The following is a 25587-nucleotide window of genomic DNA, read 5'->3' as shown; positions in this document are numbered from 1 at the left end:
GAACGAAAACTCTTACCGTTTTTGATTGGGATTGATTCTCGAGAATAGTCAAATACGATAGTTTCAAGATCTTGGCTTTTAATCTGCGCAATTTTGGTTTCGTATAGGTGTTAATTGGCATAGCTCTGTTAGAATTTTTTGAGACGGACATACTGTGTTTGAGGGGCTGTTTTTTATTTATGCATTTCTGTGGGAATGAGAAGAGAGCTTTAGAAATGAACAAAGCGCGTATTGATATCGTCAGGGCAGAAGAGTTGTGATTGAACTGTATGCTTATAAATTGAAAACATTACTTTTAAAATCATGTGTATATTGAATTACGGACCCATTTTAATTAAATTATGAACTTCAATAAAATAATGAGAGAAAAATATGTTAAAGCTTTTTGCATTGCAAGTGAGTGTTCATGACGTAGAAGCCGCAAGAGATTTTTATGTTAATGGACTTGGTTTTGAGGTCATAGGAGATGATCTGTTACCGCAAGCTATGTATGTGAAAAAAGATGATTTAACAATTATCTTAAATAAAGTTGAGCAGCCAAAGGAGATCACATACCCAGATCAATCTCAAATGATCATTAATCTCGTCACGACTGATCTTGAAGGCGCGCTAGCTGATTTGAAGGCAAAAAATTTAAATTTGCTGCATGAAAGTGCGCAAGAATGTCCTGTTGCACACTATATTGCTGTTGCAGATCCAAGTGGAAATGTAATTGAAATCATTCAAATGAAAGATTAGTTCAACTTATCCAGTTCACCTGAACTTAAAATTTCATCGATTGCGAAACTGGACTGATCACTGAGTTTCGCTTTCAAAAGATCTAAAGCTGTTTCCCGTTCAATAAACTGAATAAACTCGTCAGGCGTAAGAGATAAACTATCTAAACGTTTTCCAAGTTTATTGAAATCCGTTTGTCCATTACTGCTACATGCCCATTTTTGCGCAATTTTGTGCATCGTTGGTAGCGTTTCTTCCTTTGAAACTTCACTTATGAGTTTTTTGGCTAAATAACGGCTTAAGATTTGAGTTTCGTAGCCATCATGGTTTATTGCCGTATTGGACAGTAAATGACTAGAATAATACGGTGTTTTTTCTTCTACGTTGAATTCATCTAGCATCATTTGCCAAGCGTCAGTAAAGCTAAAATCAAAGTTAGGCGCAGGAGGAAATACAGATTTGTTTTCGGTCGTTGTCTTGATAAGATCTAGCGCCTTAAGTGCGTCAAGTTTTTTCAACGAAGGGGCATTATTCACAAAGTGGATAAACTGATTTAAGCCTTCTTCCTCAAGAAGTTGAGCCGCTGCTTCGAATACTAGCGTATAGGTACGATAGGGATACCATGTTTCTTTTAATTTGCTCTCGATAGATGTCGCGACTTCGTCACTAATAATACCTGCTTTAACGCTGGACTTAAGCGTGAATTTTATATCTACCAGTGCCTCTGAAATATGCCCGTATCCATATGATTTATCGGTATGAAGCAAAGTGACTTCGTCATCATCCTCTATTTCTCCAGAATCAAAGGATTCGAATACGTCACCGACCCCTATCATGCCATATAAAGCAAGCTCAGTTGCGCGCAAAGCACCCATACTCGAGCATCCAATTACCACGATATTACTGTCAATCGCATCCAGTATTTCCTTATGCCAAACAGCTGGGTGCTGCTCAAATATTCCATCAATTAGCAAAATAATATTTGGTTTTAGCGCTTTGGTCTTGAGTATATCTCCTTGTTTTGCGGGAGGAAGGACAGTCGCGTTTGGGAGTACGGAAGTAATCTCACTTTCAGAGATTGTTGGTCCTGCAAATACAATTACCTTCATGGCATGAGACTCTCTGTGTTTGATTGTGCTACGTGCTTTGCTCGTAGGCCAAAAACGTACCCTGGGGTGTCATGAATTCCTTCTAAGCTTGGTGCAATAACTCTGACAACTGGGATCTGGTATTTTGATTTGGTTAAATCGATATAAATGGGATTAATATCACAATGTTTGAGCTTGAGAAGAACATGACTAAGATCATCTTCGATGGTTTCACTTTGAAAGCTAATAAGCGAATTAACGTCTAGTTGATGCTCAGGTTCGTCTTGTAGGAGTTTACGTAGCTCAGACATAGCCTCTAATTGACGTTTAGACTCATACTTGGCGAGGTTAATATCGTCTCGAGAGCCAGAGATAAGAGTGAGCCTCGTTTGGATCGCTTCAGTTATTGCTCTTGAGAGCGCGACGTTAGCATTTGGGTGTGTTCCAGCTCCTGAGGCCGAATATAGGGGCCTATATGGGTTTTCTTGCTCATCAATGATGGTTGCTAAAAAAGTTGGAACGCCAATATCGCTGGTAATATCCCATACAGCACATAATACACCAGCAATAGAGAGTTTTGACAGTAGCTCAGAGATTGAACTGTCTGTAATCGTTTTTAAATCCACGCGTTTGTTTTGGTATTTATGGCTCTCTTTCAATGACCATAAGCACAGTGCATCTCGTTCAATCACCTCACACAACCCATGAAGTTGTGCCTCTTCTATGGTGTTACCAGAGGCAAGTCCATTGGTACTCATTTGAAAAACGCCGCTGCCAGCAGGCAATGGCAGTGTATAATCGCAATGTACCAAGTCATAGGGTACATATAAAGCGCGCTTGTCATCAAAGGCTTCAGCTGCAATCCAAAGGCGTTTTTCTTTTGGGCAAAACGGTTTCACACTCAATTTAGGTAGTGAGGCTATTTCTACGAAGGAGTGCTCCTGCTTTAACTCGTTATAACTCATAAACTTAAGTGGCAAGTCTATATTTTCTGCATGATAAGTCTCGATAGCTTCCATGGCCGCTGAGACTTTAGCCGCAGCTAGTGTTGCCCCTTTGCCTTGTGAAACTGCCACGGCTTTAGAATTTGGACGACAGGCGGTTGCAACAGGGACACCGATATTATCTAAGCCAGTTACATTTGCGATGCGAGTGATCCCCATCGTTTTGAGCATGGGAGAAATTTTATCTAGTGTTTGCTGAGGGCATAGGACACGATGCGTGCCTTCAAAATACTGTTTTTTCATTTTTTCAACTTGAGAAGGCCCCATCGAAAACAGGGCCTCATTGACTTAGTTAGTCTTTTTTCATAGTGCGCAAGTTAGCGATATAACATGCAGCGCCTAAAAGGTGAGGTGCCATATCACGCGGGTTTATTGCCCCGATCTGTGCGTTTGTATCACCATAATAGCGTTCTAAATACTGACCTGTTTGCTCTTTTTTCAGTTCATCTAGCTTCAATGCTTCGTTTTTGTCGTCCTCATTAGGCACATAATTATCTACCTTGTCGAGCTCTTCTTTGCTGATATAGCTGATCTGGTATCCATACAAGTCATCAATACCTCTAATTCTTTCTGGGTTCTTGAAAGATACGATATATAAGTTTTCTTCTTCGATTGGAGCACTTAACTGATGTTCAAACTCGTGAGGCACAGGGTAGATAGGATCAAATGAGTTTGACTCAAGTTGAATTGGAATATCAAGACCCGAATTTAAAAGTCTTGCAAAGTTAGGGTCGTTTGCATTTAGGCGATTCAGCTGGATCACACGTAAATCAATCATGTAACCTGGTTTTAACGGCGCTTGTCCTGCAAATGTAGTAGGTAGCTTGTCTTTTGCTTCGGCAAGGTTCCAAGGGATCACTTTTGTAACTGCAGGACCCATTAAATTGAGTGGGAATAGGTTGTCTTCGTTTAGGAAAAACTTATGAATATCTTGCTCTGAGTGCACCCACTCGATAAGACGTGAGCCTTCTGTATAGAAATCTACATCTAGGTATACAATTTCGCCATTTTGTCTTAGCACAAACATATTGTGTGCTACTTGGCGCCATTGCTCTGCAATTTGTTCTTCAGTTAAACCCTGAGCTACTTTTGGCGCATTTGAAGTTCTAAAAATATCATTTCTAGAACTTGGTTTATTGTTTTGTGCTTGAGACATCTTGTATTTCCTTTTTATAGGTATTTAGATTGAATTAATGCATCCGTAATATCTATCAAATGTTGGTTGTCGCTGTTTTTACTATATGTTTCTAGTAAAGACTGTATTTGAGAACCTAAGAACATCTGGTTGACATCACACAAGGAGTGGCAAATCTGTTTCAATTTAGGTTGGTACATTTCCCGCGCCTGTGGATCCTGTGCGGACAATGAAATGAGTTGCGCATAAGCAATCCAACTGAAAGGAAAAGAATATGTTTTGCTGAGCTCTTCCCAAATAGCAAAGCAACATTCTAATTGCTCGATGGCTTCAGTCGGGTTGCCGCGTTTAAATGCAACCCATGCCAAATTGGCGTATGCAGCTGCTTTGTAATCGTCCATATCCGTTTCTTGGCTATATTTAAGTGCTAAGGTTGCGCAAGCGAGTGTTTTACCCACATCTTGTGCCAGTCGATATGAAATCGTTTGATAAGTGATACAGCGAGTTAAAGTAACCTTGTCGTTAAGCTTTTTCGCGATTTCAATTGCTTGATTCAACTTATCGATGGCGGCATCATGCCTTTTATTTAATGAGAGTGAAAAGCCGTTGACGAACAACGCATAAGCGTAAAGCGACGTATCGGCGGTTGCTTTAGCTGAGTTTTCCGCTAACTGGGCAATGTGCAGATCATCGTCGCCAAGATTGTATCTATTTTCACGAAACTTCAGGTGTAATAAATCATCGTAAAATTTTGCTTTCACGGCGTCAGTTCCAATTAGTTCTACAACCGGAGACGTTTGATCAACTAATCTGCTCATTGATGATTTATTGCCGAGCCAATAGTTGACATATAACTGAGCACTTTTTAACGACAACCACAACTGCCACCAGCTGTTGTTTTGTGGTGATTCAGTGTGTGGAAGTGTTTCCAGTATGTTGTCGGCAATTTCATATTGTTCCAATGCATCGCCGTGTTGATGAACGATTTCAAACGTTTTTCCAAGGGTTAGATAGGTTTGTACTGTTAGCTCGTTGAAGTCACTGTGGGCCAGCTTATCAGTAAGCTGGTTCAAATAAATTCGGGCTTTTTCCTGTTGGCCAATTTGCGAGTAGTTGTGCCCTAATCGGTACAAGCTCTGTAAGTATATATCGTCACTATTTAATTTTTGTGACTCACTCAACGTAAGCGTTTTATCGAAAAAAGTGATTGCCTCGTCAAGTGAATACTTAACCTCGGCATATTTAGCTGATTTGTAATACCATAAACGAGCTTGGGAAATATCGTTGGCCGCTTCGTAGTGTCTGGCTACTTCAGAACTAAGTGTTGGGTCTTGAGTAACTTCTTGTTCTATTACTTTTGCAGCTTTTAAATGCCATTTTATTAGATGGTTTTTGTCGATTGAGTCGTACGATACGTCTTTGATCAGCGCGTGTCTGAAAATATAATTGTCTGAGTGTGCTTGACGTTGTTTAACTAAAATTCCTTGTTCGACTAACAATTGAAGATCAGCAGACAATTGAGATTCTGTAATATCAACAAGGTTAAATAAACGTTGATGTTCGAATTCGCGCCCAAGCAGAGCAGCTCTTTGAACTGTGTCTTTTGCAAAGCCTAATGATTCCAAATTACTTTGCAGTGACTCCCTTAAAGTCAACGGCACTTGAGCAATGTGCTCGGGACTTGAGAAGCAGTATTCACCGTGTTTGAGCTCAACATATTCCTTTTGTTTGAGCATACCAACTAACTCTTCAATAAATAAAGGTACGCCATCGGCACGACTGATCAAGGTATTATGTAGCTCATTGGAAACGGGTTTATTTGAAAAAAGTTTGCTAATAAACTCGCGCGCATCAGGTTCACTTAGCTTGGCCAATGTCAAAGAGGTATAAGAAATTTTGTTTGCCAATGATTTAGGCAACTTTTCCCTTGATGTGGCTATCACGACGCTATCGGATGTAAGCTGCGGCGTTGCATATTTAAGAAACTCTAATGTGGTATTATCGGCCCAGTGAAGGTCTTCGATAACAAGGCAATTGCGCTTCGGGGCAAAACTTTTTAGAGAAAAAAGCAAAGAATACAAAGATAAAAAAAGCAGCTCTTTTTGCATCTGTGCTGAGCTTGGACTTCGAAGTTGTTTGCCGTCTAATTTAATATTGAGCCAAATGAGTAAAGACGACAGTGCTTGGTCTAAGTTAACTTGCTCAATTTTGTCTGACAGCGTACTTTTAAAAAGGTGATAAGCCTCATGGCTACTGAGCTTTTCAAGCCCGAACTTGTGTTTTACTAAATTTAAAATAGGGTAGAGTGCATTGTTTTGATGTTCGGGTAAACACTGTGCCAGCTGGTAAGCAAAATCGGCATTTCTATTTGTTATTTCTAACAGCAGACGAGATTTCCCCATGCCTGCTTCGCCCTCAATATGAATAAAGCGGTTATCAGAACCAATGCCATTAAACACAGTCTGGATCTGTGCAAGCTCTTGTTGGCGGCCTATAAATTCATGGCTACTTCGTGTGCCTCTCAAGAATCCAAATGCTTCCGCTTTACGCTCTCCAATAAGTGAGAATACTTGTTCAGGGTGATAGGTTTGGCCCAACTTTAACTGAACATACTGTTCAAGCTCACAAAACGGTTCAAGCAATGCTGTGGTGTCATTGCTACATAGGATCTGCTTTTCTTTGGCTGTTCTAGCCAAAGTCATTGCAGCGCTGGCAACATACCCTTCAGGCGTTGCGTTCGCATAGGTTAAAAACATGCCTGTGTGCATGCCAATATGAATGTTTAGCTGGGCTCCATGGGCTTCTCTCATTAAGGCATTTCGTGTTGCAAGCTCACTGAGAATTTCCAAAGCACTTCTGGCGCAAAGACGTGCGTCATTGTCACTGCTTGCCGGGTAACCGAAGTAAAATAGTGAAGTATCTGAAATACTACCGACGTGATAGGCGCCAAATCTTGATGCAACATCAATGAAGTGGTTTCGCTGAGATTTAAATAAAGTATCTAAAACTTCTAAATCATGCTTTCTGTTGTCAACAAAGCTGGTGCTAAAACGAATGGCGAGCACCGTAATTTGTTTTTTTTCGCTACTAACTGTTTGAATGCTAGCTGATGATAACGCGGTGGCGTCTTCGGGCCGAAAAACAACGGTTTCGTCGTCAAAGTTTGGATGATTTGCTGTTGGTGCTGCGAGCCCCACTAAATTTGACATATTAGTGGACTTTAATTCATCAAATATTTCGGCGCCGGTTACAACTCGCTCTGAGACATCTTTTTTTAGGACACGTCTAAGTAACTCAGAAATAGGGTGGCTAAGAATGGCACTCGGCAAGGGAATATGAGCTTCGCTAAGCTGTTTATGATAAATGGCGGCGACGCTTGTACCATTCATAGCTGGTGAGCCAGTTAAACATTCAAGGAACACCAAACCCCAGACATATAAGTCAGTTTTGGTTGTAGCAGGCTCTCCGCGTAATTGCTCTGGTGAACTATAAGAGGGCGTGCCTAGCGTTTCTTGTGTGAGTGTTAGCGTTCTAAAGTCTGATTGCCTATTGTCCTGAGTAAAAGTGCCGATACCAAAGTCTAAAATTTTAACATGCAACTTAGCCCCGGCTCTGGTAAGCATAATGTTGGCAGGCTTAATGTCTCTATGAACAATGCATTTGTCATGGGCATGTATAAGCGCATCCAATACTTGAAGCATAATATCAGTCGCTTCCAATGCCTCAAATGCACCATCTATTAGCAAATGCTCGCGCAGTGATCGTCCTTCGACAAATTCGAAAACACCGTAAAGCAGGTCTTCGTCAATCTGCCCTTTATTGAGTAATCGAACTATATTCGGATGCTCTAGTCGGCTACTTAGGTCAGTTTCTCGTTTAAACCTATCAATATACCTTTGCTTTTTTTGTTCGTCGAAGTGCTGGTCAATAGCCAAAAACTTGATGGCTACATATTGACCAGTATTTACTTGCCTCGCTTTAAAGACTTTCCCGAAGCCACCTTCACCTATTTTATTTAACAACTCATATCTTGAAGATTCAAAGCGTTCAAGAATGTGGGAGTCAGAGAATTGAGTTAATGACATGATTGTAAAAAGCTTCTTTTCATTTAAGTTTGTGTCTTTATTGCGATATACAACTGACATATGAAAGTGAATTAATAGCAGAGGTATAGCAAACGTAACTAATTATAAGAGAACAAATTATAACTATTGCTTTTTCTAACGCTAGTCTTTTCGGTATCGCAGTGTAGGCACTCATCTTTTAGTATTAATAAAAGAATCATCATATATCTTTGTCTAATGAAAAAGATAGTTATTTTATTTATAAAAAATCAATAAACTCATCAGGGAACACGCCTTTATTTTCCACAAAATGAGATCACAGTAAATACCTGTGTAATGTAGTGTAATAAAATGCAGCTCATCCCAGTTGTGGTCAGCATTTTATATGAGAAAAAGTGGATTTGATTTGTTTGTTTAAAGTGTATTACTGACAATGTAGAGCTTTGATATTTATTGCGACTTTTCAACAATAAATATGATCACAAAATTGCATTAGTGAGATGAGTGGTATTAATTTTGCTCAACAGTACGAAAATAGCAATAATATGGAGAGGGTGTTGCTAGGCAATCACCTTTATTAATACACTCATATCAGTCACACCAGCTTCTTTCATCGCATCTTTGACATTTTTTATCATGTCAAAATACTGAGTTTGTAGCTGCAAAAAATATTGGTTTCTTTGGTCGTAGAATGCTTTTTGCGCTTCGTCATTGTGATCAATTTTTGCATTGAGCTCAGCAACTTCTTGCTTAACAAGATCTAGCTCTTCTTTCATTTCTTCTAAGCGCTCTAGCATTCTACGAATGTGGTCGGGTAAATCGCCGTACTTATCTTCATTCTTTTCTTGTGCTTCTCGTCCAGAAAGTTTTTCTTTTTCTTCATGAGACAGCTTATGAGCCCCTTCTAATTCTGAAGGTTTTTCAGTTTTCTCAGTATTTTTGGCTTCTTCAGATGATTGAGAGGCGTCTTCATTTTGCTCGGCAGCAGCCGCTTGTTCTCTCTCTTTCGCTTTGTTCATGAGATCCGTTGCTAGCATATGGCCATAAGCCACACTCATTTCATGTAATAAGTTCATCAAAAAATCCTTGATATAACAGCCAGTAAAATTAGACGGGTATACGATACCAAAGTATTTATCGGCGAAGTGACGAAATACTTTAGACAAAAATAATAATTATGTATTGGTTCAATAAAGTTTGACGATGACCCCAGCATGTTATTACAAATATAGACTTTGCTAATTAAAGGTGAGTTAGTTTGGGTAGTAGTCTAGTGTTGTTATGTACACTATATCCGGTAGGTTTTGATAAGAACGCAAACCATGGCGCACATTGGGGTGTACGCCTAGCATGAATTCACAGCAGAGCTGCTAGAACGTCCAAGCTACATGCACTTGAGGTACAGATTCACTCGTATCAGTGCCAAGCTTGTTACGCCAGTATTGCCACTCTACACCTAAATATAATTGATTTGATGGCATCTCTAACGCGTGACCTAGGTCCCAACGAATAATCGGCTGAGCTAACAGCCAACCTTTTACATCTGAGCCTGTTTCACTCTCACGTTCTGCTATGTACTCTACATGGCCAGTTACTTCAAACTTTTGATTACCTATGGTAAATGGGTATCCCCATGCGATGTCTATCATCCAGCTATCAGTTTGCGCTGGCGCTCCACCTTGTGCAAGGCCTTCGCTGTCATCAATGTAAGCAGTAAATAAAGTAGAAAGAAAAGAAAACCCTTTAACATCCCAAGAAACTTTTAATCCCGGCAGGTATTTCATAACTTTGGAGTCACCAGCCATATTGAATCCGGCAACAATGCCAATATCTTTAATATAACGACTTTTAATGTCTAAGCCGCCTATTTTGCTCAAGCTGAAGTTGGAATACCACTCGCCATAAAAGTCTCTGTCTTGATAATTGTCGTCTAAATCATCAACAATATAGTCAATGAAAAAGAAATTATCGCCGTATTTATAACCCGAGCTATGTTGCAATGAATATACTGTTGTGCTTGCCTCGTTTGTACTAAATGGGTTTTTAAAGTCACCATGGTTGACGTGGAGTTGCGTATTACTCCAATCTGCAGAAAGTACTGTTGAGGACGCGCAAGTCAAAGCGGTGATGAATGTCAGAGAGCGTATTTTATTCATTAATATATCTTCAAAGTTGATAAACCTTGTAATTATATATTAAGTAATTGAATTATGTGAATTGAATGAAGAGCGAATGTGCACCCAAGTTGATCGAGTGCACAAGCGAATATTAAGCTTTATTTCTTCTTAAGATAATGACTGCTACGGCCGTGAAGGCAAGGATAAAGCAGTAGAACGAAGAAGTAGAAACGTCCCAAGGACTTATACTGAATGTTGCACCTAGCAACAATGCTTGAGCACCATATGGCAAAGATCCTTGCATGACACATGCAAATATATCGAGCAAGCTGGCAGAACGTTTAGGGGAAATACCGCTGTCATCGGCAAGCTTTTTTGCAACGGGGCCTGCGACGATAATACTCACGGTATTGTTTGCGATACACATATTACTGGTCATAACTAAAGCGGCAATACCGAGCTGATCGGCAACTTTGCTGTTTAGCTTTCCGAGTGAAGAGGTTACTTTGTGGATCTTTTTAGCGATATATTCTAAGCCGCCATTGATTCTAATAAACTCAGACAGGCCACCAATAAACATCGACAATAAAAAGATCTCTTGCATGTCAGTAAAGCCTTTATAGACGTCTTTTACAAAAGCACCACCTTCGTAATCACCAGCGAAGCCCACTGCCGCGGCAAAAATAATGCCACTGAATAACACTGCAAATACGTTGAGGCCCATCACTGCTAATACCAAAATAAAAATATAAGGTAATACGAGCAGCCAATCAAAAGGCTTGGTTTCAACCGCCTGTGGCTCTGGCGTTAAAAATACCAAAAGCAATACCGTAAAAAATGCTGCGGGCAAAGCGATTTTCAAATTCTCTTTAAACTTGTCTTTCATTTCGCAGCCTTGTGTTCTTGTTGCTGCGATTGTGGTATCCGAAATAATAGACAAGTTATCTCCAAACATGGCTCCTGATACTATGGTGCCAGCCATCAAAGCTGGGTCAATGCCAGTTTTGATTGATACAGCGTAAGCAATAGGTCCAATTGCACCAATAGTGCCCATTGACGTCCCCATGGCTGTTGAAACAACAGCAGCAATAAGGAATAAACCAGGAAGTAAGAAAGATGGAGGAATTAAAGACAATCCTGCGTTCACAACTGCGTCAACACCGCCCGTTGCTCCGGCTACAGCAGAGAAAGAGCCTGCCAATAAATAGATCAGACACATTGTAATGATATTGCTATGTCCAGCACCTTTAATAAAGGTTTCGACACTTTGATTAATAGAAGTCTTGTTTAACCAAAATGCGAGCACAATAGCTGGCAATATCGCCACTGGTGCGGGTAGCTGGTAAAAAGCATAGTCGACACCTTGAGATTGTAAATATAGACCTGCACCTAAAAATAGGGCAACGAAGGTTAGTAAAGGTAGCAAAGATAACTTTGCTTTTGTGTTGTCAAAAGATGGCTGCATAGCACTCCCCAAAAAACAGTATCTACTTAATTGCAATGTGTAAGTAGAAATAACCACAGCCAACAGGGCTATTATTAGCTGTATTTAAACTTCAACGCCCGCAATAATTAAATCGGCGAATGCGGAAGTTTAAATGTTTAGACGTCTAAAGTCTACGGTCTTTATTATAATTATTGAATAACTGACTATGACATAGAGATGGGCTAAACTCTAGGCCTGACAAAGCTTGAGGTGATCACAGTTAGTGATGTAACTTAGTGATTTTACTGAATAGCTATGTGATTCGTTCTCGCAAAGCCGCTAGCAGCGACAGCTGTCGAGTAAAGTTTAGATGAGAATGATTAGTGTGATTTATAACCACGTATAATTTTAGGAACGAGAGAATAATGACAAAAATAGGTGTGTTTGGGGCCAACGGCAGAATGGGTCAAGCTTTAATTGAAGCTGTGGAAATAGAACAAGGAGCACAGTTGGCTGCTGCATTTGTTAGATCAAGCTCGCCTTTTTTAGAAACCCCAATTAAAGCGTTACAACCGGTACATTCATCAGAGCTAACGTTTTCTGATGAAGAGGCGAAGGTGTGTCATGCTGAGGTGTTAATTGATTTCACTTTGCCGCAAGGCATGTTGGCACATTTGAAGACAGCGATTGACAATAAAGTACCGATGGTGATTGGTACTACAGGTCTAGCTGATGATGAAATGGCACAGCTACGAGAAGCTGCGAAAGTAATACCGATCGTTTTTGCGCGTAATTTTAGTGTGGGTGTTAACCTGCTCCTTAACTTGGTCCAAACTGCTGCGACTAAGCTTGCCGACGAAATGGACATAGAGATCTTTGAAGCACATCACAGAAATAAAATTGATGCTCCATCAGGTACTGCATTAGCAATTGGTGAAGCGATTGCAGAGGCTAAAGGATGGGACCATGATGAAGTGGCTCGTTATGATCGCAGTGGTGATCATACGGCTAAAAGTCAAGATGAAATTGGCTATTCAGTCCTCCGAGCAGGTGACATAGTTGGTGAACATACCGCTTACTTTGCAACCATGGGTGAAAGGCTCGAATTAACCCACAAAGCAGCATCTCGATTAACGTTTGCATCAGGCGCTGTAAGGGCTGCGCAATGGTTAAAAAACAAACCAGCAGGACTTTATGATATGCAAGATGTGCTAGGTTTGAAGTAGTTTGTTTATTTTTTTGGCGGTTTCAATTAAAAAAGAGTTTTAACAGCTTATTTTCGAGTTTTTTGATTGAATTGTTAGACGAATCGAAGAAAGTACTGTAGACTATAACGAATTTGCCAAAAATTTATTTACTGCGTGTTACCAAGCGCTTTGTAGACGGGAAAAAAGCGTGTTTGCTTATCCCGTTTTTTCATATCTATGGAGGTTAACTTGACTAAATCCGCTCTGTTAGTCCTTGAAGACGGTACGGTGTTTCGCGGTACTGCCATCGGCGCCGACGGTATATCTGTTGGTGAGGTAGTATTCAATACGTCTATGACAGGATATCAAGAAATCTTGACAGATCCGTCTTATGCGGAACAAATTGTCACCTTAACTTACCCGCACATCGGAAACACTGGTACAAACAGTGAAGACGAAGAAGCGGACAAAATCTGGGCTAAAGGCCTTGTGATTCGTGACTTACCATTACTTGCAAGTAATTTCCGTAACGAACAATCGTTAAGTGATTATTTAAAAGAACGTAATATTCTAGGGATAGCGGATATCGATACGCGTAAATTGACGCGTATCCTACGTGATAAGGGTGCTCAAAATGGATGTATCATCGCTGGTGATGATGTCGATGAGCAAAAGGCGCTTGAAGCGGCTAAGGCATTCCCTGGCCTGAAAGGAATGGATTTAGCAAAAGTAGTAACAACAGAGTCTTCTTTCCAATGGAATGAAGGTAGCTGGACACTAGGCGAAGGCTTTAAAACGCTTGACCAAGGTGAAGAGCAGTTCCACGTTGTTGCCTACGATTTTGGTGTAAAGAAAAATATCTTACGTATGCTAGTTGACCGCGGCTGTAAACTAACCGTTGTCCCTGCAGAAACCTCCGCTGCAGAAGTACTGGCGTTAAACCCTGATGGTATCTTCCTTTCTAATGGACCTGGCGACCCAGAGCCATGTACTTATGCGATTGATGCTATCAAGTCTTTCCTTGAAACAGACACTCCAATTTTTGGTATTTGTCTAGGTCACCAATTACTGGCATTAGCATCTGGTGCAAAAACAGTAAAAATGAAGTTTGGTCACCACGGTGGTAACCACCCGGTTAAAGACCTAGATCGTGATGTTGTGATGATCACTGCTCAAAACCATGGTTTTGCTGCTGACGAAGAGAGTCTTCCTGACAACCTTCGCGCAACACACAAGTCTCTATTCGACGGTACGTTACAGGGTATTCACCGCACTGATAAGCCTGCTTTCAGTTTCCAAGGTCACCCTGAAGCGAGTCCTGGTCCACACGACGCTGCACCGTTGTTTGACCACTTCATTGAATTAATGCAAGCGCGTAAAGCCTAATTTATTACTGGAGTAACAATGCCAAAACGTACCGACATAAAAAGCATTCTAATCTTGGGCGCAGGCCCAATTGTTATCGGCCAAGCATGTGAATTTGACTACTCTGGTGCTCAGGCCTGTAAAGCGCTTAGAGAAGAAGGCTATCGAGTAATTCTTGTAAACTCGAACCCTGCAACTATTATGACTGACCCGGAAATGGCTGATGCGACGTACATCGAGCCAATTCACTGGGAAGTTGTAGAAAAAATCATTGAAAAAGAGAAGCCAGATGCGGTCCTTCCTACAATGGGTGGTCAAACTGCGCTTAACTGTGCGCTGGACTTAGACAAGCACGGTGTACTTGCCAAGCATGATGTTGAGTTGATTGGCGCAACAGCTGATGCAATCGACAAAGCTGAAAACCGTGAGCGTTTCGACATCGCGATGAAAAACATTGGCCTTGAGTGTCCTCGCGCAGAGATTGCACACTCTATGGACGAAGCGAAAGACGTACTTACTCGCATTGGCTTCCCATGTATTATTCGTCCTTCTTTCACAATGGGTGGTACCGGTGGTGGTGTTGCTTATAACATGGAAGAGTTCGAAGAAATCTGTACACGTGGTTTAGATTTATCGCCAACAAATGAACTTCTTATCGATGAAAGCTTATTGGGTTGGAAAGAGTATGAGATGGAAGTTGTACGTGACAAAAACGACAACTGTATCATTGTATGTTCGATTGAAAACTTTGACCCAATGGGTGTTCACACGGGTGACTCAATCACGGTGGCACCTGCTCAGACGCTCACTGATAAAGAATACCAATTAATGCGTAACGCTTCTATGGCGGTACTGCGTGAGATTGGTGTTGAAACAGGTGGTTCAAACGTACAATTCGGTGTGAATCCAAAAGATGGCCGAATGGTTATCATTGAGATGAACCCACGTGTATCTCGTTCATCAGCGCTTGCATCAAAAGCAACGGGTTTCCCAATCGCGAAAATCGCAGCAAAACTTGCTGTAGGTTACACGCTTGACGAGCTTCAAAACGACATCACTGGTGGCGCAACACCAGCATCTTTCGAGCCTTCAATTGACTACGTTGTGACTAAGATCCCTCGTTTCAACTTTGAAAAGTTTGCAGGTGCAAATGACCGCCTAACGACTCAGATGAAGTCTGTTGGTGAGGTTATGGCGATTGGTCGTAATCAGCAAGAGTCACTTCACAAAGCACTTCGTGGCCTAGAAGTTGGCGCAACGGGATTCAATCCAATCGTTGCACTTGATGACCCTAAAGCAAAAGAAACTATCATTCGTGAACTACGTGAGCCAGGTGCAGAGCGTATATGGTACATTGCAGATGCAATGCGTCACGGTATGAGCGTTGACGATGTATTCGACCTAACTAAAATTGACCGTTGGTACTTAGTTCAGATTGAAGACATCATCAAAGATGAAGCTAAAATTGCAGAAGCAGGCCTTGCGGGCCTTAACAAAGACTTCTTGCGCCGCTTAAAACGCAAAGGTTTCTCTGATGCGCGTATCGCTGAAATTGCAGGTGTTTCTGAAAAAGAAATCCGTAAAAAACGTCATCAATTAGAGATTTTACCTGTTTACAAGCGTGTTGATACATGTGCAGCAGAGTTCAGCTCAGACACGGCTTATATGTACTCTTCATATGACGAAGAGTGTGAAGCTGCACCGTCTGAAAAAGACAAAATCATGGTTATCGGTGGTGGTCCTAACCGTATCGGCCAAGGCATCGAATTCGACTATTGTTGCGTGCACGCAGCACTTGCGATGCGTGAAGATGGCTATGAAACTATCATGGTTAACTGCAACCCTGAGACAGTTTCTACTGACTACGACACGTCTGATCGTCTATTCTTTGAGCCAATTACACTTGAAGATGTACTAGAAATCGTACGTGTTGAGAAGCCTAAAGGTGTTATCGTTCAGTACGGTGGTCAAACGCCACTTAAACTAGCACGTGACTTAGAGGCGAATGGGGTGCCAGTAATTGGTACTTCTCCAGATGCGATCGACCGTGCAGAAGACCGTGAGCGCTTCCAGCAACTTGTTGAGCGTCTAGACCTTCTTCAGCCAGAGAACGCGACGGTGACTTCACTAGAAGAAGCAGTAGCTAAATCTCAAGAAATTGGTTTCCCTCTAGTTGTACGTCCTTCGTACGTACTAGGTGGTCGTGCGATGGAAATCGTATATGACGAAGATGACCTACGTCGTTACATGACTGAAGCGGTATCTGTATCTAATGAAGCACCGGTTCTTCTTGACCGCTTCTTAGATGATGCAATCGAAGTTGACGTTGATGCTATCTGTGATGGTGAAAACGTGATCATCGGCGGTATCATGGAGCATATTGAACAGGCAGGTGTACACTCAGGTGACTCAGCATGTTCATTACCAGCACACTCTCTATCGCAAGATATTCAAGACGTTATGCGTAAGCAAGTACGTGACATGGCGCTAGAGCTTGGCGTTGTGGGTCTAATGAATACTCAGTTTGCTGTGAAAGATGGCAAAGTATACCTAATCGAGGTTAACCCTCGTGCGGCGCGTACCGTACCATTTGTTTCGAAAGCAACTGGTGTTGCACTCGCAAAAGTAGCGGCACGTTGTATGGTTGGTCAGTCTCTTGAGAGCCAAGGCGTAACGAAAGAAGTTATCCCACCATACTACAGCGTAAAAGAAGTAGTTCTTCCTTTTGCTAAGTTCTTAGGTGTTGACCCAATTCGTGGCCCAGAGATGCGTTCAACGGGTGAAGTTATGGGTGTTGGTGAAAACTTCGCCGAAGCGTTCGCGAAAGCACAATTAGGTGCATCAAACGCTTTACCACGTGGCGGTCGCGCGTTACTATCTGTCCGTAACAGCGACAAGTCACGCGTAGTTGAGCTTGCTAAGACAATGAAAGCTATCGGTTTTGAGCTTGATGCAACAAACGGTACAGCTAAAGCTTTAGAAGAAGCAGGTATTGAAGTACGTCGCGTGAACAAAGTATTCGAAGGTCGTCCTCATATCCTTGACCGCATCAAGAATGGTGAGTACAGCTACATCGTAAATACGACAGAAGGTCGCCAAGCGATTGAAGATTCGAAGGTGTTACGTCGTGGTGCACTTCAGCATAAGACTAACTACACCACCACGCTAAATGCAGCGTTTGCAAACTGTACTGCGCATGCCGCAGACGACAGAAGCTCTGTAAACTCTGTACAAGAACTACACCAGCGATTGAACTAATGGACATAAGCCAAGGCCTTTGGCCTTGGTTGCAAGTGAGAGACTTATGCAATCAATTCCGATGACTGTACGAGGCGAAGAAATGCTTCGTGAAGAACTGAACCATCTAAAAAAAGTGGTCCGTCCTAAAATTGTTGCCGACATCGCAGAAGCGCGTGAACACGGTGACTTAAAAGAAAACGCTGAGTATCACGCTGCGCGTGAACAGCAGGGTTTTTGTGAAGGTCGTATCCAAGAAATTGAAGCTAAATTATCAACTTCTCAAGTTATTGATGTCACAAAAATGGCAAACAATGGCAAAGTTATTTTCGGCACTACAGTAACTATTGTAAATGTCGATACTGACGAAGAAGTAACGTATAAAATTGTTGGTGATGACGAAGCAGATATTAAAAACAATTTAATCTCTGTTAACTCTCCGATTGCACGTGGCTTAATTGGTAAAGAGTTGGATGATTCAGTTAATATTCAAACACCAAACGGTAGTGTTGAATACGAAATCATCGAAGTTGAATATGTCTAATTAGTCTAACCTATAGACCAAAAGCCCGGTACACTGTTACTGGGCTTTTTTATGTCCCTTCCTTTTTATTGTCATCGATTGACCTAGATCATTCTTTACAGACCGGTCCCTAGTTTGAGTAGGTAGATTGGCGTAGTATTAATCGTGAAATATCACGAGGAAAGATGATGTCATCAGTTATTAAGCATTTTTTAAATGACCCTAAGTTATTATTAAACGCGGTAGGCGAGGGGATCTACGGTTTTGACTTATCGGGCAATGCTGTATTTATTAATCCAGCCGCAGAGAAAATGACAGGTTGGAGCGCTGACGAGTTACTCGGGAAAAAAATCCATCAATATCATCACCACAGCCATGCTGATGGGAGTGAATACCCCGCAGACGAATGTCAGATCTATAAAACCATGTTTGATGGGGAGACTCGGTATGTCAAAGGCGAGGTGTTTTGGCGCAAAGATGGTTCTTGCTTTCCAGTGGAGTATACCTCAACGCCAGTGTACCGCGATGCCCAAGTAATCGGTGCCGTGGCTATTTTTCGTGATATTTCACAGCAGGTTGAAACGGAGCAGGCACTTCGTGACGCATTGACGCAAGTTCAGTCTCTTTCTGAGCAACTTAAAGATGAAAACAGCTATTTATTGTCTGAAATCAATCAAAACTGGCAAGGGTCCGGTCTCGTCGGTGAAAGTCATGTATTCAATCGTATGTTAGAGCAAATTAAGTTAGTAAGTAAAACAGACAGTACCGTGCTTATACTTGGCGAAAATGGCACAGGTAAAGAGTTAGTAGCACGCAACCTGCATGCGCTAAGTACACGCTCTAGCCTGCCATTTGTGAGGGTCAACTGCGCGGCATTTTCCCCGAGTTTGTTAGAGTCAGAGCTGTTTGGCCATGAAAAGGGGGCTTTTACTGGTGCTCATGATAGAAGGAAAGGGCGGTTCGAACTGGCCCACAACGGAACACTATTTTTAGATGAAATCGGAGAGCTTCCCCAAGAAGCACAAAGTAAATTGTTGCGTGTATTGCAGGAACAAGAGTTTGAACGTGTTGGAGGCAGTAAAACCATCTCTGTTAATATTCGCGTTATAGCGGCTACCAACAGAGATCTTTGGCAGATGGTTGAGCAAGGGGCGTTTAGGATGGACTTATATTACCGATTGAACGTCTTTCCCATTAAAGTGCCTCCGCTTAGGGAGCGAAGAGAAGATATCCCGATGTTATGTGCCAACATGATCAACAAATTGAATGTACGCTTGGGAAAACATATCAAGGGAATCGCCAAAACATCACTTAAAAAGCTACAGCTGTATGGCTGGCCGGGCAACATTCGAGAGTTGCAAAATATACTCGAACGAGAAGCTATACTGGCTAGCGGCCACACTCTGCACCTTTCTCAGCCATTACGCATTGAAGAGGGAGGAAAGGAAGAAAGCGAGCTCAGCTTACGCCTTGATGAAATTCAAAAAGCGCACATTATCGAAGTGCTCGAGCTGAGTAATTGGAAAATATCAGGGAGCCAAGGGGCTGCAGATAAGCTTGGCTTGAATGAAAGCACATTGCGCTCGAAAATGAAAAAGCTTGGAATTGTTAAAAATCGCGATATTTAGAGTTTATTCGTGATATATCACGTTTTGCAAATCTAGTTAAAAATAAAAATGCATATAAATCAATGCTATACTGAAGTTTCAGTTTGGTCTGAAAGTTGCAAATAGCTAGGAGTGTTTCACTCATTGTAAGCAAGTAATATGAAGTTTGATATAAAAGAAGAGGATATGATTATCAAGCCCTATAAGCAAGAGGGCCCAATCTATATCCGTGAACAAAAAGGGTTCTTCCAAAAGGTCCGTCGCTATCTTGGTTGGATCCTAATGTTTGTATTTGTCGCTATTCCATGGATCCCTTATAAGGGTCAACAGGCTATTCTTTTAGATGTTGCGAGTCAGCAATTTAGGATTTTTGGTCAAACATTTTTACCTCACGACTTTATGATCCTAGCATGGATCTTTATGGCCGGGGCCTTCGGCCTTTTCTTCGTAACAAATTGGCTTGGTCGTGTATGGTGTGGCTATACCTGCCCACAAACCATTTGGATGTTAATGTTTACTTGGGTTGAACACCGTGTGGAAGGAACACGCAACCAACGGATTAAATTAGACAAGGCGAGCTGGGGCGCACAAAAAGCAGCTAGGAAAGTGACTAAGCACGCCATTTGGCTTGTGATTTCACTTTTTACAGCGACCTCTTTTATGGCTTATTTTGTACCAGCCAAAACTTTATACATGGATATGTTTACATTGGAATGGTCTGGGCTAGTTAGCTTTTGGGTGTTTTTATTTGCCTTTTGTACATATGGGAACGCAGGCTTCTTAAGAGAAAAAATGTGCAATGTCGCATGCCCATACTCGCGTTTTCAATCGGTAATGTTTGACAAAGACACCTTGGTTGTTACCTACGATGCACAAAGAGGGGAGCACAGGGGGCCACGCAAACGTAAGTCTGATCACAAAGCGAAAGGTTTAGGAGACTGTGTTGATTGCAACCTGTGTGTTGAGGTTTGCCCTGCAGGGATCGATATAAGAAATGGTTTGCAATACGAGTGCATCAATTGTGGGCTTTGTATTGATGCCTGTGATGATACGATGCATAAGTTTGGTTATCCTACTGGGTTGATCAAATATGCTAGTGAAAATCAAGTTGGCGGAAAAACTTCCAGTCCATTTAGGTTAAAGCTCATAGGTTACGCGGGGTTATTTGCTGTGATTGTTGCGACAATGGCGATTTGGGCATTTAATCGCACACCGATAGAAGCATCCGTGATCCGTGACCGAAATGCGTTGTATCGAGTAAATTTTGAAGGCTTAGTTGAAAACCCTTACACCTTAAGCATCATCAATAAAACCCAGCAAACTTTGCATTACCAAGTTAGCTTCAATGGGCTACAAGGTGCAGAATTAAGTGCGCCACAAGAGATTGAGATTCAAGGGGGTAAGATGTTACTCGTTCCTGTCACCATTGCTGCCGATGGTTATGACATTCAGAGAAAGCGCACGCCAATTCAGTTCACCATTTCCGCGAATGAAGATAGCAGTATTTCGATTACGAAGGACAGCTATTTTTATAAAAACTAGTGTTTTAGTAGAGCACTGGGTTATTCCTCAAGGGCCAATAGGCCCTTTTTTAATTCTTGTATAATTGGACTAAAAGCTGGGTTATCCTCATTGATAAGCAATATTTTGATATCAGCTCGCCAGCCCTTTTTAGTTAGTAATACCTGGATAAAAGTTTGGTTCTAAGTTTATAAACATATCTGTGAGTACGGCAACCCTGGTTAAAGATGCGGTATTTTGATGTGCCATGACTAACAAAAATGCCCTCACTAAAAGCGCTACTTAGTTAAAATTTTGGCTTTTTTAAAGACGAAAGAGATAAAAATAGGAGGCCTAGTATTGTATCGAAAGTGCTGTTTTGTTTGAGAGCATTTGGGGGAGTGCCCGTGTTTGCTTTATAAAAAAGCCCCTTATAGCTAAGAGGCTTTGGCCAGTGAGAAGATTATCTGTTTATTCAAACTTTGCGTTAAGTTGTGTTCCAGTACCTTGGCCAGACACCATTAAGTAGTGCCATCCAGAGCTCGGATTATTGATCACTATCTGTTCTTCGCTACTACCTTGAGTAGTCGCTGAATTATGGAAGTTACTTGTGCTAGGCCAACCAGCTGCGTTTTGGTAAATGCTAGCGTCGCCGTCCCCACCTGAAGTAGTGATTGTTAGCTTAGACTGACCAGCTGGAACGCTAATGGCAACATAGACTGTGTTACTGCCCATGCAGATGGCATCATTATTAGACAAGTTGCCACGAGTTTGTGGTGCCTTAGTTGCACAGGCATTGACAGGTGGTTCAATGACATCACCTTCTGTGTATGAACCGGTCAATGTAACGTTGTCAGAAGCCGTCCAGCCTACGACCGAAACATAGTAAATACCGCCGGATTTAGTTAATTTGCTGCTGTCACATGTTTCGTCTCTATTGCCGCTAGTATATGGTCTACAATCCCAGTTGTTTGCAGTATCTGAATCACCAAATTTTACGTATAGATCAGGGTCACCAGTTCCCGCACCCATCTCAACCTTGATGTTTTTAGCGCCCTCAGGAACAAAAAATGTAAAGGTTTTAGTTTCTTTTGCTGCAATTGAAATACCTGATTTAGTCACTCCATTGTGCAAGTCCGATTCAGGACCTTGTTCGTCAGTAATTGTCACGGAGTAATCTTCAACTTCACCCCAACCGTAGGTGCCACATGCGGGTAATTTCCCATCTGTTAATTCATATGATTGGATCACTCGCATTGTTGTTGAACCGTTTGTAGCAGAAGCTGGAATCGTTACTGAGTTAACCACTTCATCAAAGGTAGTCGCGTTAGCTAGAACTAATAGTTCCCCTGAGTCGTCAAAGCTATTGTTTTGGTTAAGATCTACATAAACAGCCCAATTTGCAAGGTATGGCCCATTTGAACCGTGTGTCAAACCAATCTCTGTTGCGTCGCCTTTCTTAAATTTGAATCCAGCATTTTCAAAGTGGCTGAACTTACTCTTTTCTGAACCATTACTTAAGTTGCCAACGCGTACTTTACTTGTCCATTGAGTTGTTGACTTGGCATATGCAATACAGTGAGCAGCGCCACTAACCTCGACGTTTTGCTCTTTCATATAGCTTACGCCGTTTTGCAATGTAACTTTTGCTCTTACAGGGTAAGTACCTGAATATAGGTAAGTGTGTGAAGGGCTACTTTGAGTGCTGGTATGATTTGGATTTACCGCGCTGTCGCCAAAATCATACTCAATTGAAGCAATTTCAGCGTTACTTCCAAACGAGTCAGTAAAGTTAACAGTAAGGTTATTCGCAGTTACATTGGCAGAGAAATCAGCTGGGTTATCAGACTGAATGTCGACAGTGAAATCTTCAACTTCACCCCATCTGATGCGGCCGCATGGAGATTTCAACTCTTCATAACTTTGTAGCACACGCATTCTGGTTTTACCCGTCAATGCAGTTGCAGGAATAGAAATTGTTTTTTCTATGTCATTCGCTGTATTCGCGCCGACCCAGTACCAAACACTTTCAGAATCCTCAAAAGAGCCGTTGTGGTTCATATCAATATAAACACGCCACTCAGCGTTATAAGAAGATTTAGATCCAGTAGCACCTTGACGTACAGATAGAATATTATCACCTCTAACTGCGCCAAGTACTTTGTCAGTGTGGTCTGTATAGTTTGCTGAGCCTGAAGTAACGCTATTGCCGTTAAGTTTTACATTCGCGTTGTATTGATACTTTGGCTGGTTACCATATGCGCGACAATAATCTTGGCCAGCAGGTGCCGATACCGTAATTACCTTTGAATGTGTATATGTTTCACCATTTTTCAAAGTAACGGTGAGCGTTACTGTGTACTCTCCACCAAAAACATATTGGTGACTTGGACTCAGCGAGGTGCTGGTGCTAGAGTCACTGAATAGTCCATCGCCAAAGTCCCACTTGACCGAAGCAACATCAGCAGAGTCGACAGCAAAGCCTACGTTAAAATCGTTGTTGTTAATCGACGCAGTAAACTCAGCTGGGTTTGGTTCTTTTATTATGGTGATGCTGTAATCTTCAGCTTCACCAAACTTGAAATCACCGCACGCTGCAAGTTGTGTCTCTCCATCACGTAGCGTGTTGGATTGAATAACACGCATTCGAGTTGTGCCAGCTAGTGCGCTGTCGGGAATGGTGATATTGGCAAGTATGGGCTCTGGAGAAGATTTAGCTAGCGGCTCAGAAAAATGAATGAGCTCACCGGGATCATCAAAACTATTGTTTTGGTTTAAATCAATGTAGACAGCCCAATATGCGGAGTAGGGGCCAAACTTACTGCCACGTGTACCTTGTTGCAACTCAATTCCTGTTGCTGAGCCGGCGTAAACAGTAAACGGCTCTAGTGCAGTGTGATCGGTATACTGCCTTCTGTCCGATTGATGTGCTTTACCATTAACAGATACACTTTGTGTATATTGGTAGACGGCATTTGTTCCTTTTACCCCACAGTAGCTTTGGCCAGGCGTGGAGGTAATGGTAACTTGCTGAGAAGCTGAATGGATCAAGCCTTGGTTATCGGTAGCTGTGTACCTAACAATGTACGTGCCTGGGAATAGATAGTTGTGGGTAACCGAGTCACCTTGTGCATATGGCTTATTATTGTATACACCATCACCAAAATCCCATAACGTAGAAACAATATTGCCATCGCTATCGTTAGCTTGACCAGAGAAGCTAGCTGTTAGGCTACCAGGTGTTATGGTAGTTTGCGTAATTGTAGCTGACGGTGCGTTGTGTGCCGATGTTCGCAAAGCAGCCATAAATGTAGCGCGTTCATTGTGTACTCGTGCATTGTCATTGACTTCAACAGTCCCCCCAGCTTCTCCTTTATAGGTACTGTTGGGGTTTGACCACACATTTAGCCTTTCTCCACAATCGCTAATAGCCATCAGTGTGCGCCACGTTTTAGACTCATTACAATATCCGTGGCCAAAAGCAAAAGGTGTGGTCGTCGAATCATTGTCATGTCTTGCACCGTACAAGTGTCCAAGTTCATGAGCAAATGTATTTTTAAAAGTACCCCAGCTACTTAAAGTAAATAAGGCGCTCTCAGCATCCGTACCGATTTGTCCTGCCCATCCAGCCCAAGGAGAGCTGGCATTTTGGTCTGCTAAAAACACCATAATATCTGCTTGGTGTTCATCTCGAATACTTTTCAGTTCTACGCCAAATCCGTTTGGGGCCAGTGGGTTAGGTTCTTCCAGCCAACTACTTGTGTCTTCATTTAGTAGTAACGAGTTGTCCTCTGCCATGTCTCCGGTAGATACATAGCCAGTTTGGTAGGAGTGTATGATTCTGACGCTGGCGTTAATACCACTAGCTGTGTAGCTGTCGTTGGTGTCTTTTTCCATTAGAGCTAGGTATGCATCGACATCGCCAACCTCGGCCGCGAGTTTATCTGTATAGGCAACTACGACGGTTACTTCAGGCGTTGCATTGGCATCGCTGTTTGGTGCTGCGCGTAAGAAAGGCGAGATCTCTGTGTGACCGACTAAACCGTGTGAAGAGTCCCCGTGCTCCAAACCAGGTCTATCAGCTGTAGAGTCAATAGGGGAGTTATCTTGGACAAATTTACTTAACTTATAAAGTCCATTTCCCGCGGGGGTTAATAAATAGCCAGCATTGCCAATATAAATCTTCGCGCTGTAGCTGTTATTTGTTTTTATCATTGACAGCTTGGCATGCCCGTCGGACGAGCGGCCATTTATATAGGTTATTTTACTATTTTGTTTTGTTACTTCGTACAGGTGAATTTGTACAAACTGCCCATCAATTGTAAGGCTAAGTGAATTTCCTACTTGCAGGTTTTCACCCAAAGCGCTGTTTAGTTTGATTGAATCTAAAATTAGCTTTTGCTTTGTTTGGGTAGGTTCATTTGTTGATGACACCACTAGGTTTGAAATTTCATTTTCGAAACTCAATTGTCTATCAAATAGATAGGTTTCTTGAGCAGATGCTGAAAATGAAACAGTGATAGCCGTAGCTAGGGCTAGCTTTCTTAATTGTTTTTTTTGTCGCACTGTAACTTTCCTTTAACGAGTATGGGTAAAGCAAAATATGCTTCACATGTT

The 25587-nt window shown here is 41.9% G+C and carries 15 protein-coding genes; 7 read left to right on the top strand and 8 right to left on the bottom strand.

Annotation, left to right across the window (positions count from 1 at the left end):
- The first annotated feature begins 372 nt into the window (after positions 1-372).
- Positions 373-738 carry a VOC family protein gene (locus tag MHN81_RS07060; RefSeq protein ID WP_023401619.1) on the top strand — a complete coding sequence of 122 codons (366 nt, stop codon included), beginning with the start codon at positions 373-375 and terminating at the stop codon, positions 736-738.
- Here MHN81_RS07060 and MHN81_RS07055 read toward each other — a convergent pair.
- From MHN81_RS07055 to MHN81_RS07025, 7 genes are all read right to left on the bottom strand, one after another.
- On the bottom strand, positions 735-1826 hold the full coding sequence (locus tag MHN81_RS07055) for a TfuA-like protein (RefSeq protein ID WP_239425382.1): 1092 nt from the start codon (positions 1824-1826) through the stop codon (positions 735-737). The two genes, MHN81_RS07060 and MHN81_RS07055, sit on opposite strands and share 4 nt — an antisense overlap.
- Positions 1823-3052, bottom strand: coding sequence for a YcaO-like family protein (locus MHN81_RS07050; RefSeq protein ID WP_239425381.1), 1230 nt, complete (start codon positions 3050-3052; stop codon positions 1823-1825). Before MHN81_RS07050 ends, MHN81_RS07055 begins: the two co-directional genes overlap by 4 nt.
- A 49-nt stretch (positions 3053-3101) precedes the next feature.
- Positions 3102-3965: a hypothetical protein gene (locus MHN81_RS07045; RefSeq protein ID WP_023401622.1), complete on the bottom strand. Its 864-nt coding sequence runs from the start codon at positions 3963-3965 to the stop codon at positions 3102-3104.
- A gap of 14 nt (positions 3966-3979) precedes the next feature.
- A complete protein-coding gene (locus MHN81_RS07040; RefSeq protein ID WP_239425380.1) occupies positions 3980-8029 on the bottom strand; it encodes a protein kinase in 4050 nt (1349 codons plus the stop codon).
- A gap of 539 nt (positions 8030-8568) precedes the next feature.
- On the bottom strand, positions 8569-9084 hold the full coding sequence (locus MHN81_RS07035) for a hypothetical protein (RefSeq protein ID WP_023401624.1): 516 nt from the start codon (positions 9082-9084) through the stop codon (positions 8569-8571).
- A gap of 294 nt (positions 9085-9378) precedes the next feature.
- A complete protein-coding gene (locus MHN81_RS07030; protein WP_239425375.1) occupies positions 9379-10164 on the bottom strand; it encodes a nucleoside-binding protein in 786 nt (261 codons plus the stop codon).
- Positions 10165-10276: 112 nt separating this feature from the next.
- On the bottom strand, positions 10277-11590 hold the full coding sequence (locus tag MHN81_RS07025) for a Na+/H+ antiporter NhaC family protein (RefSeq protein WP_023401626.1): 1314 nt from the start codon (positions 11588-11590) through the stop codon (positions 10277-10279).
- Positions 11591-11976: 386 nt separating this feature from the next.
- Between MHN81_RS07025 and dapB the strand changes: the two genes are divergently transcribed.
- The 6 genes from dapB (at position 11977) to ccoG (ending at position 21012) form a co-directional block, all read left to right on the top strand.
- Complete coding sequence (dapB, locus tag MHN81_RS07020) at positions 11977-12777, top strand: 4-hydroxy-tetrahydrodipicolinate reductase (RefSeq protein ID WP_023401627.1); 801 nt, start codon at positions 11977-11979, stop codon at positions 12775-12777.
- A gap of 210 nt (positions 12778-12987) precedes the next feature.
- Positions 12988-14124 carry a glutamine-hydrolyzing carbamoyl-phosphate synthase small subunit gene (gene carA / locus MHN81_RS07015; RefSeq protein ID WP_023401628.1) on the top strand — a complete coding sequence of 379 codons (1137 nt, stop codon included), beginning with the start codon at positions 12988-12990 and terminating at the stop codon, positions 14122-14124.
- 18 nt (positions 14125-14142) lie between these two features.
- Positions 14143-17361, top strand: a complete 3219-nt coding sequence (gene carB, locus MHN81_RS07010) for a carbamoyl-phosphate synthase large subunit (RefSeq protein ID WP_023401629.1) — start codon at positions 14143-14145, stop codon at positions 17359-17361.
- Between the two features lie 46 nt (positions 17362-17407).
- Positions 17408-17884, top strand: coding sequence for a transcription elongation factor GreA (gene greA / locus MHN81_RS07005; protein WP_023401630.1), 477 nt, complete (start codon positions 17408-17410; stop codon positions 17882-17884).
- A gap of 167 nt (positions 17885-18051) precedes the next feature.
- Positions 18052-19491, top strand: a complete 1440-nt coding sequence (locus tag MHN81_RS07000; protein WP_239425374.1) for a sigma 54-interacting transcriptional regulator — start codon at positions 18052-18054, stop codon at positions 19489-19491.
- Positions 19492-19629: 138 nt separating this feature from the next.
- A complete protein-coding gene (gene ccoG, locus MHN81_RS06995; protein WP_239425373.1) occupies positions 19630-21012 on the top strand; it encodes a cytochrome c oxidase accessory protein CcoG in 1383 nt (460 codons plus the stop codon).
- 429 nt (positions 21013-21441) lie between these two features.
- Here the strand turns inward: ccoG and MHN81_RS06990 are convergent, their stop codons facing one another.
- On the bottom strand, positions 21442-25536 hold the full coding sequence (locus MHN81_RS06990) for a GEVED domain-containing protein (RefSeq protein ID WP_239425372.1): 4095 nt from the start codon (positions 25534-25536) through the stop codon (positions 21442-21444).
- Positions 25537-25587 lie beyond the last annotated feature (51 nt).

Origin of the sequence: Pseudoalteromonas sp. Of7M-16 (genome assembly GCF_022347805.1) — a bacterium.
Lineage (GTDB): Bacteria > Pseudomonadota > Gammaproteobacteria > Enterobacterales > Alteromonadaceae > Pseudoalteromonas > Pseudoalteromonas luteoviolacea_F.
This window is presented reverse-complemented; position numbering and strand designations above follow the sequence as displayed.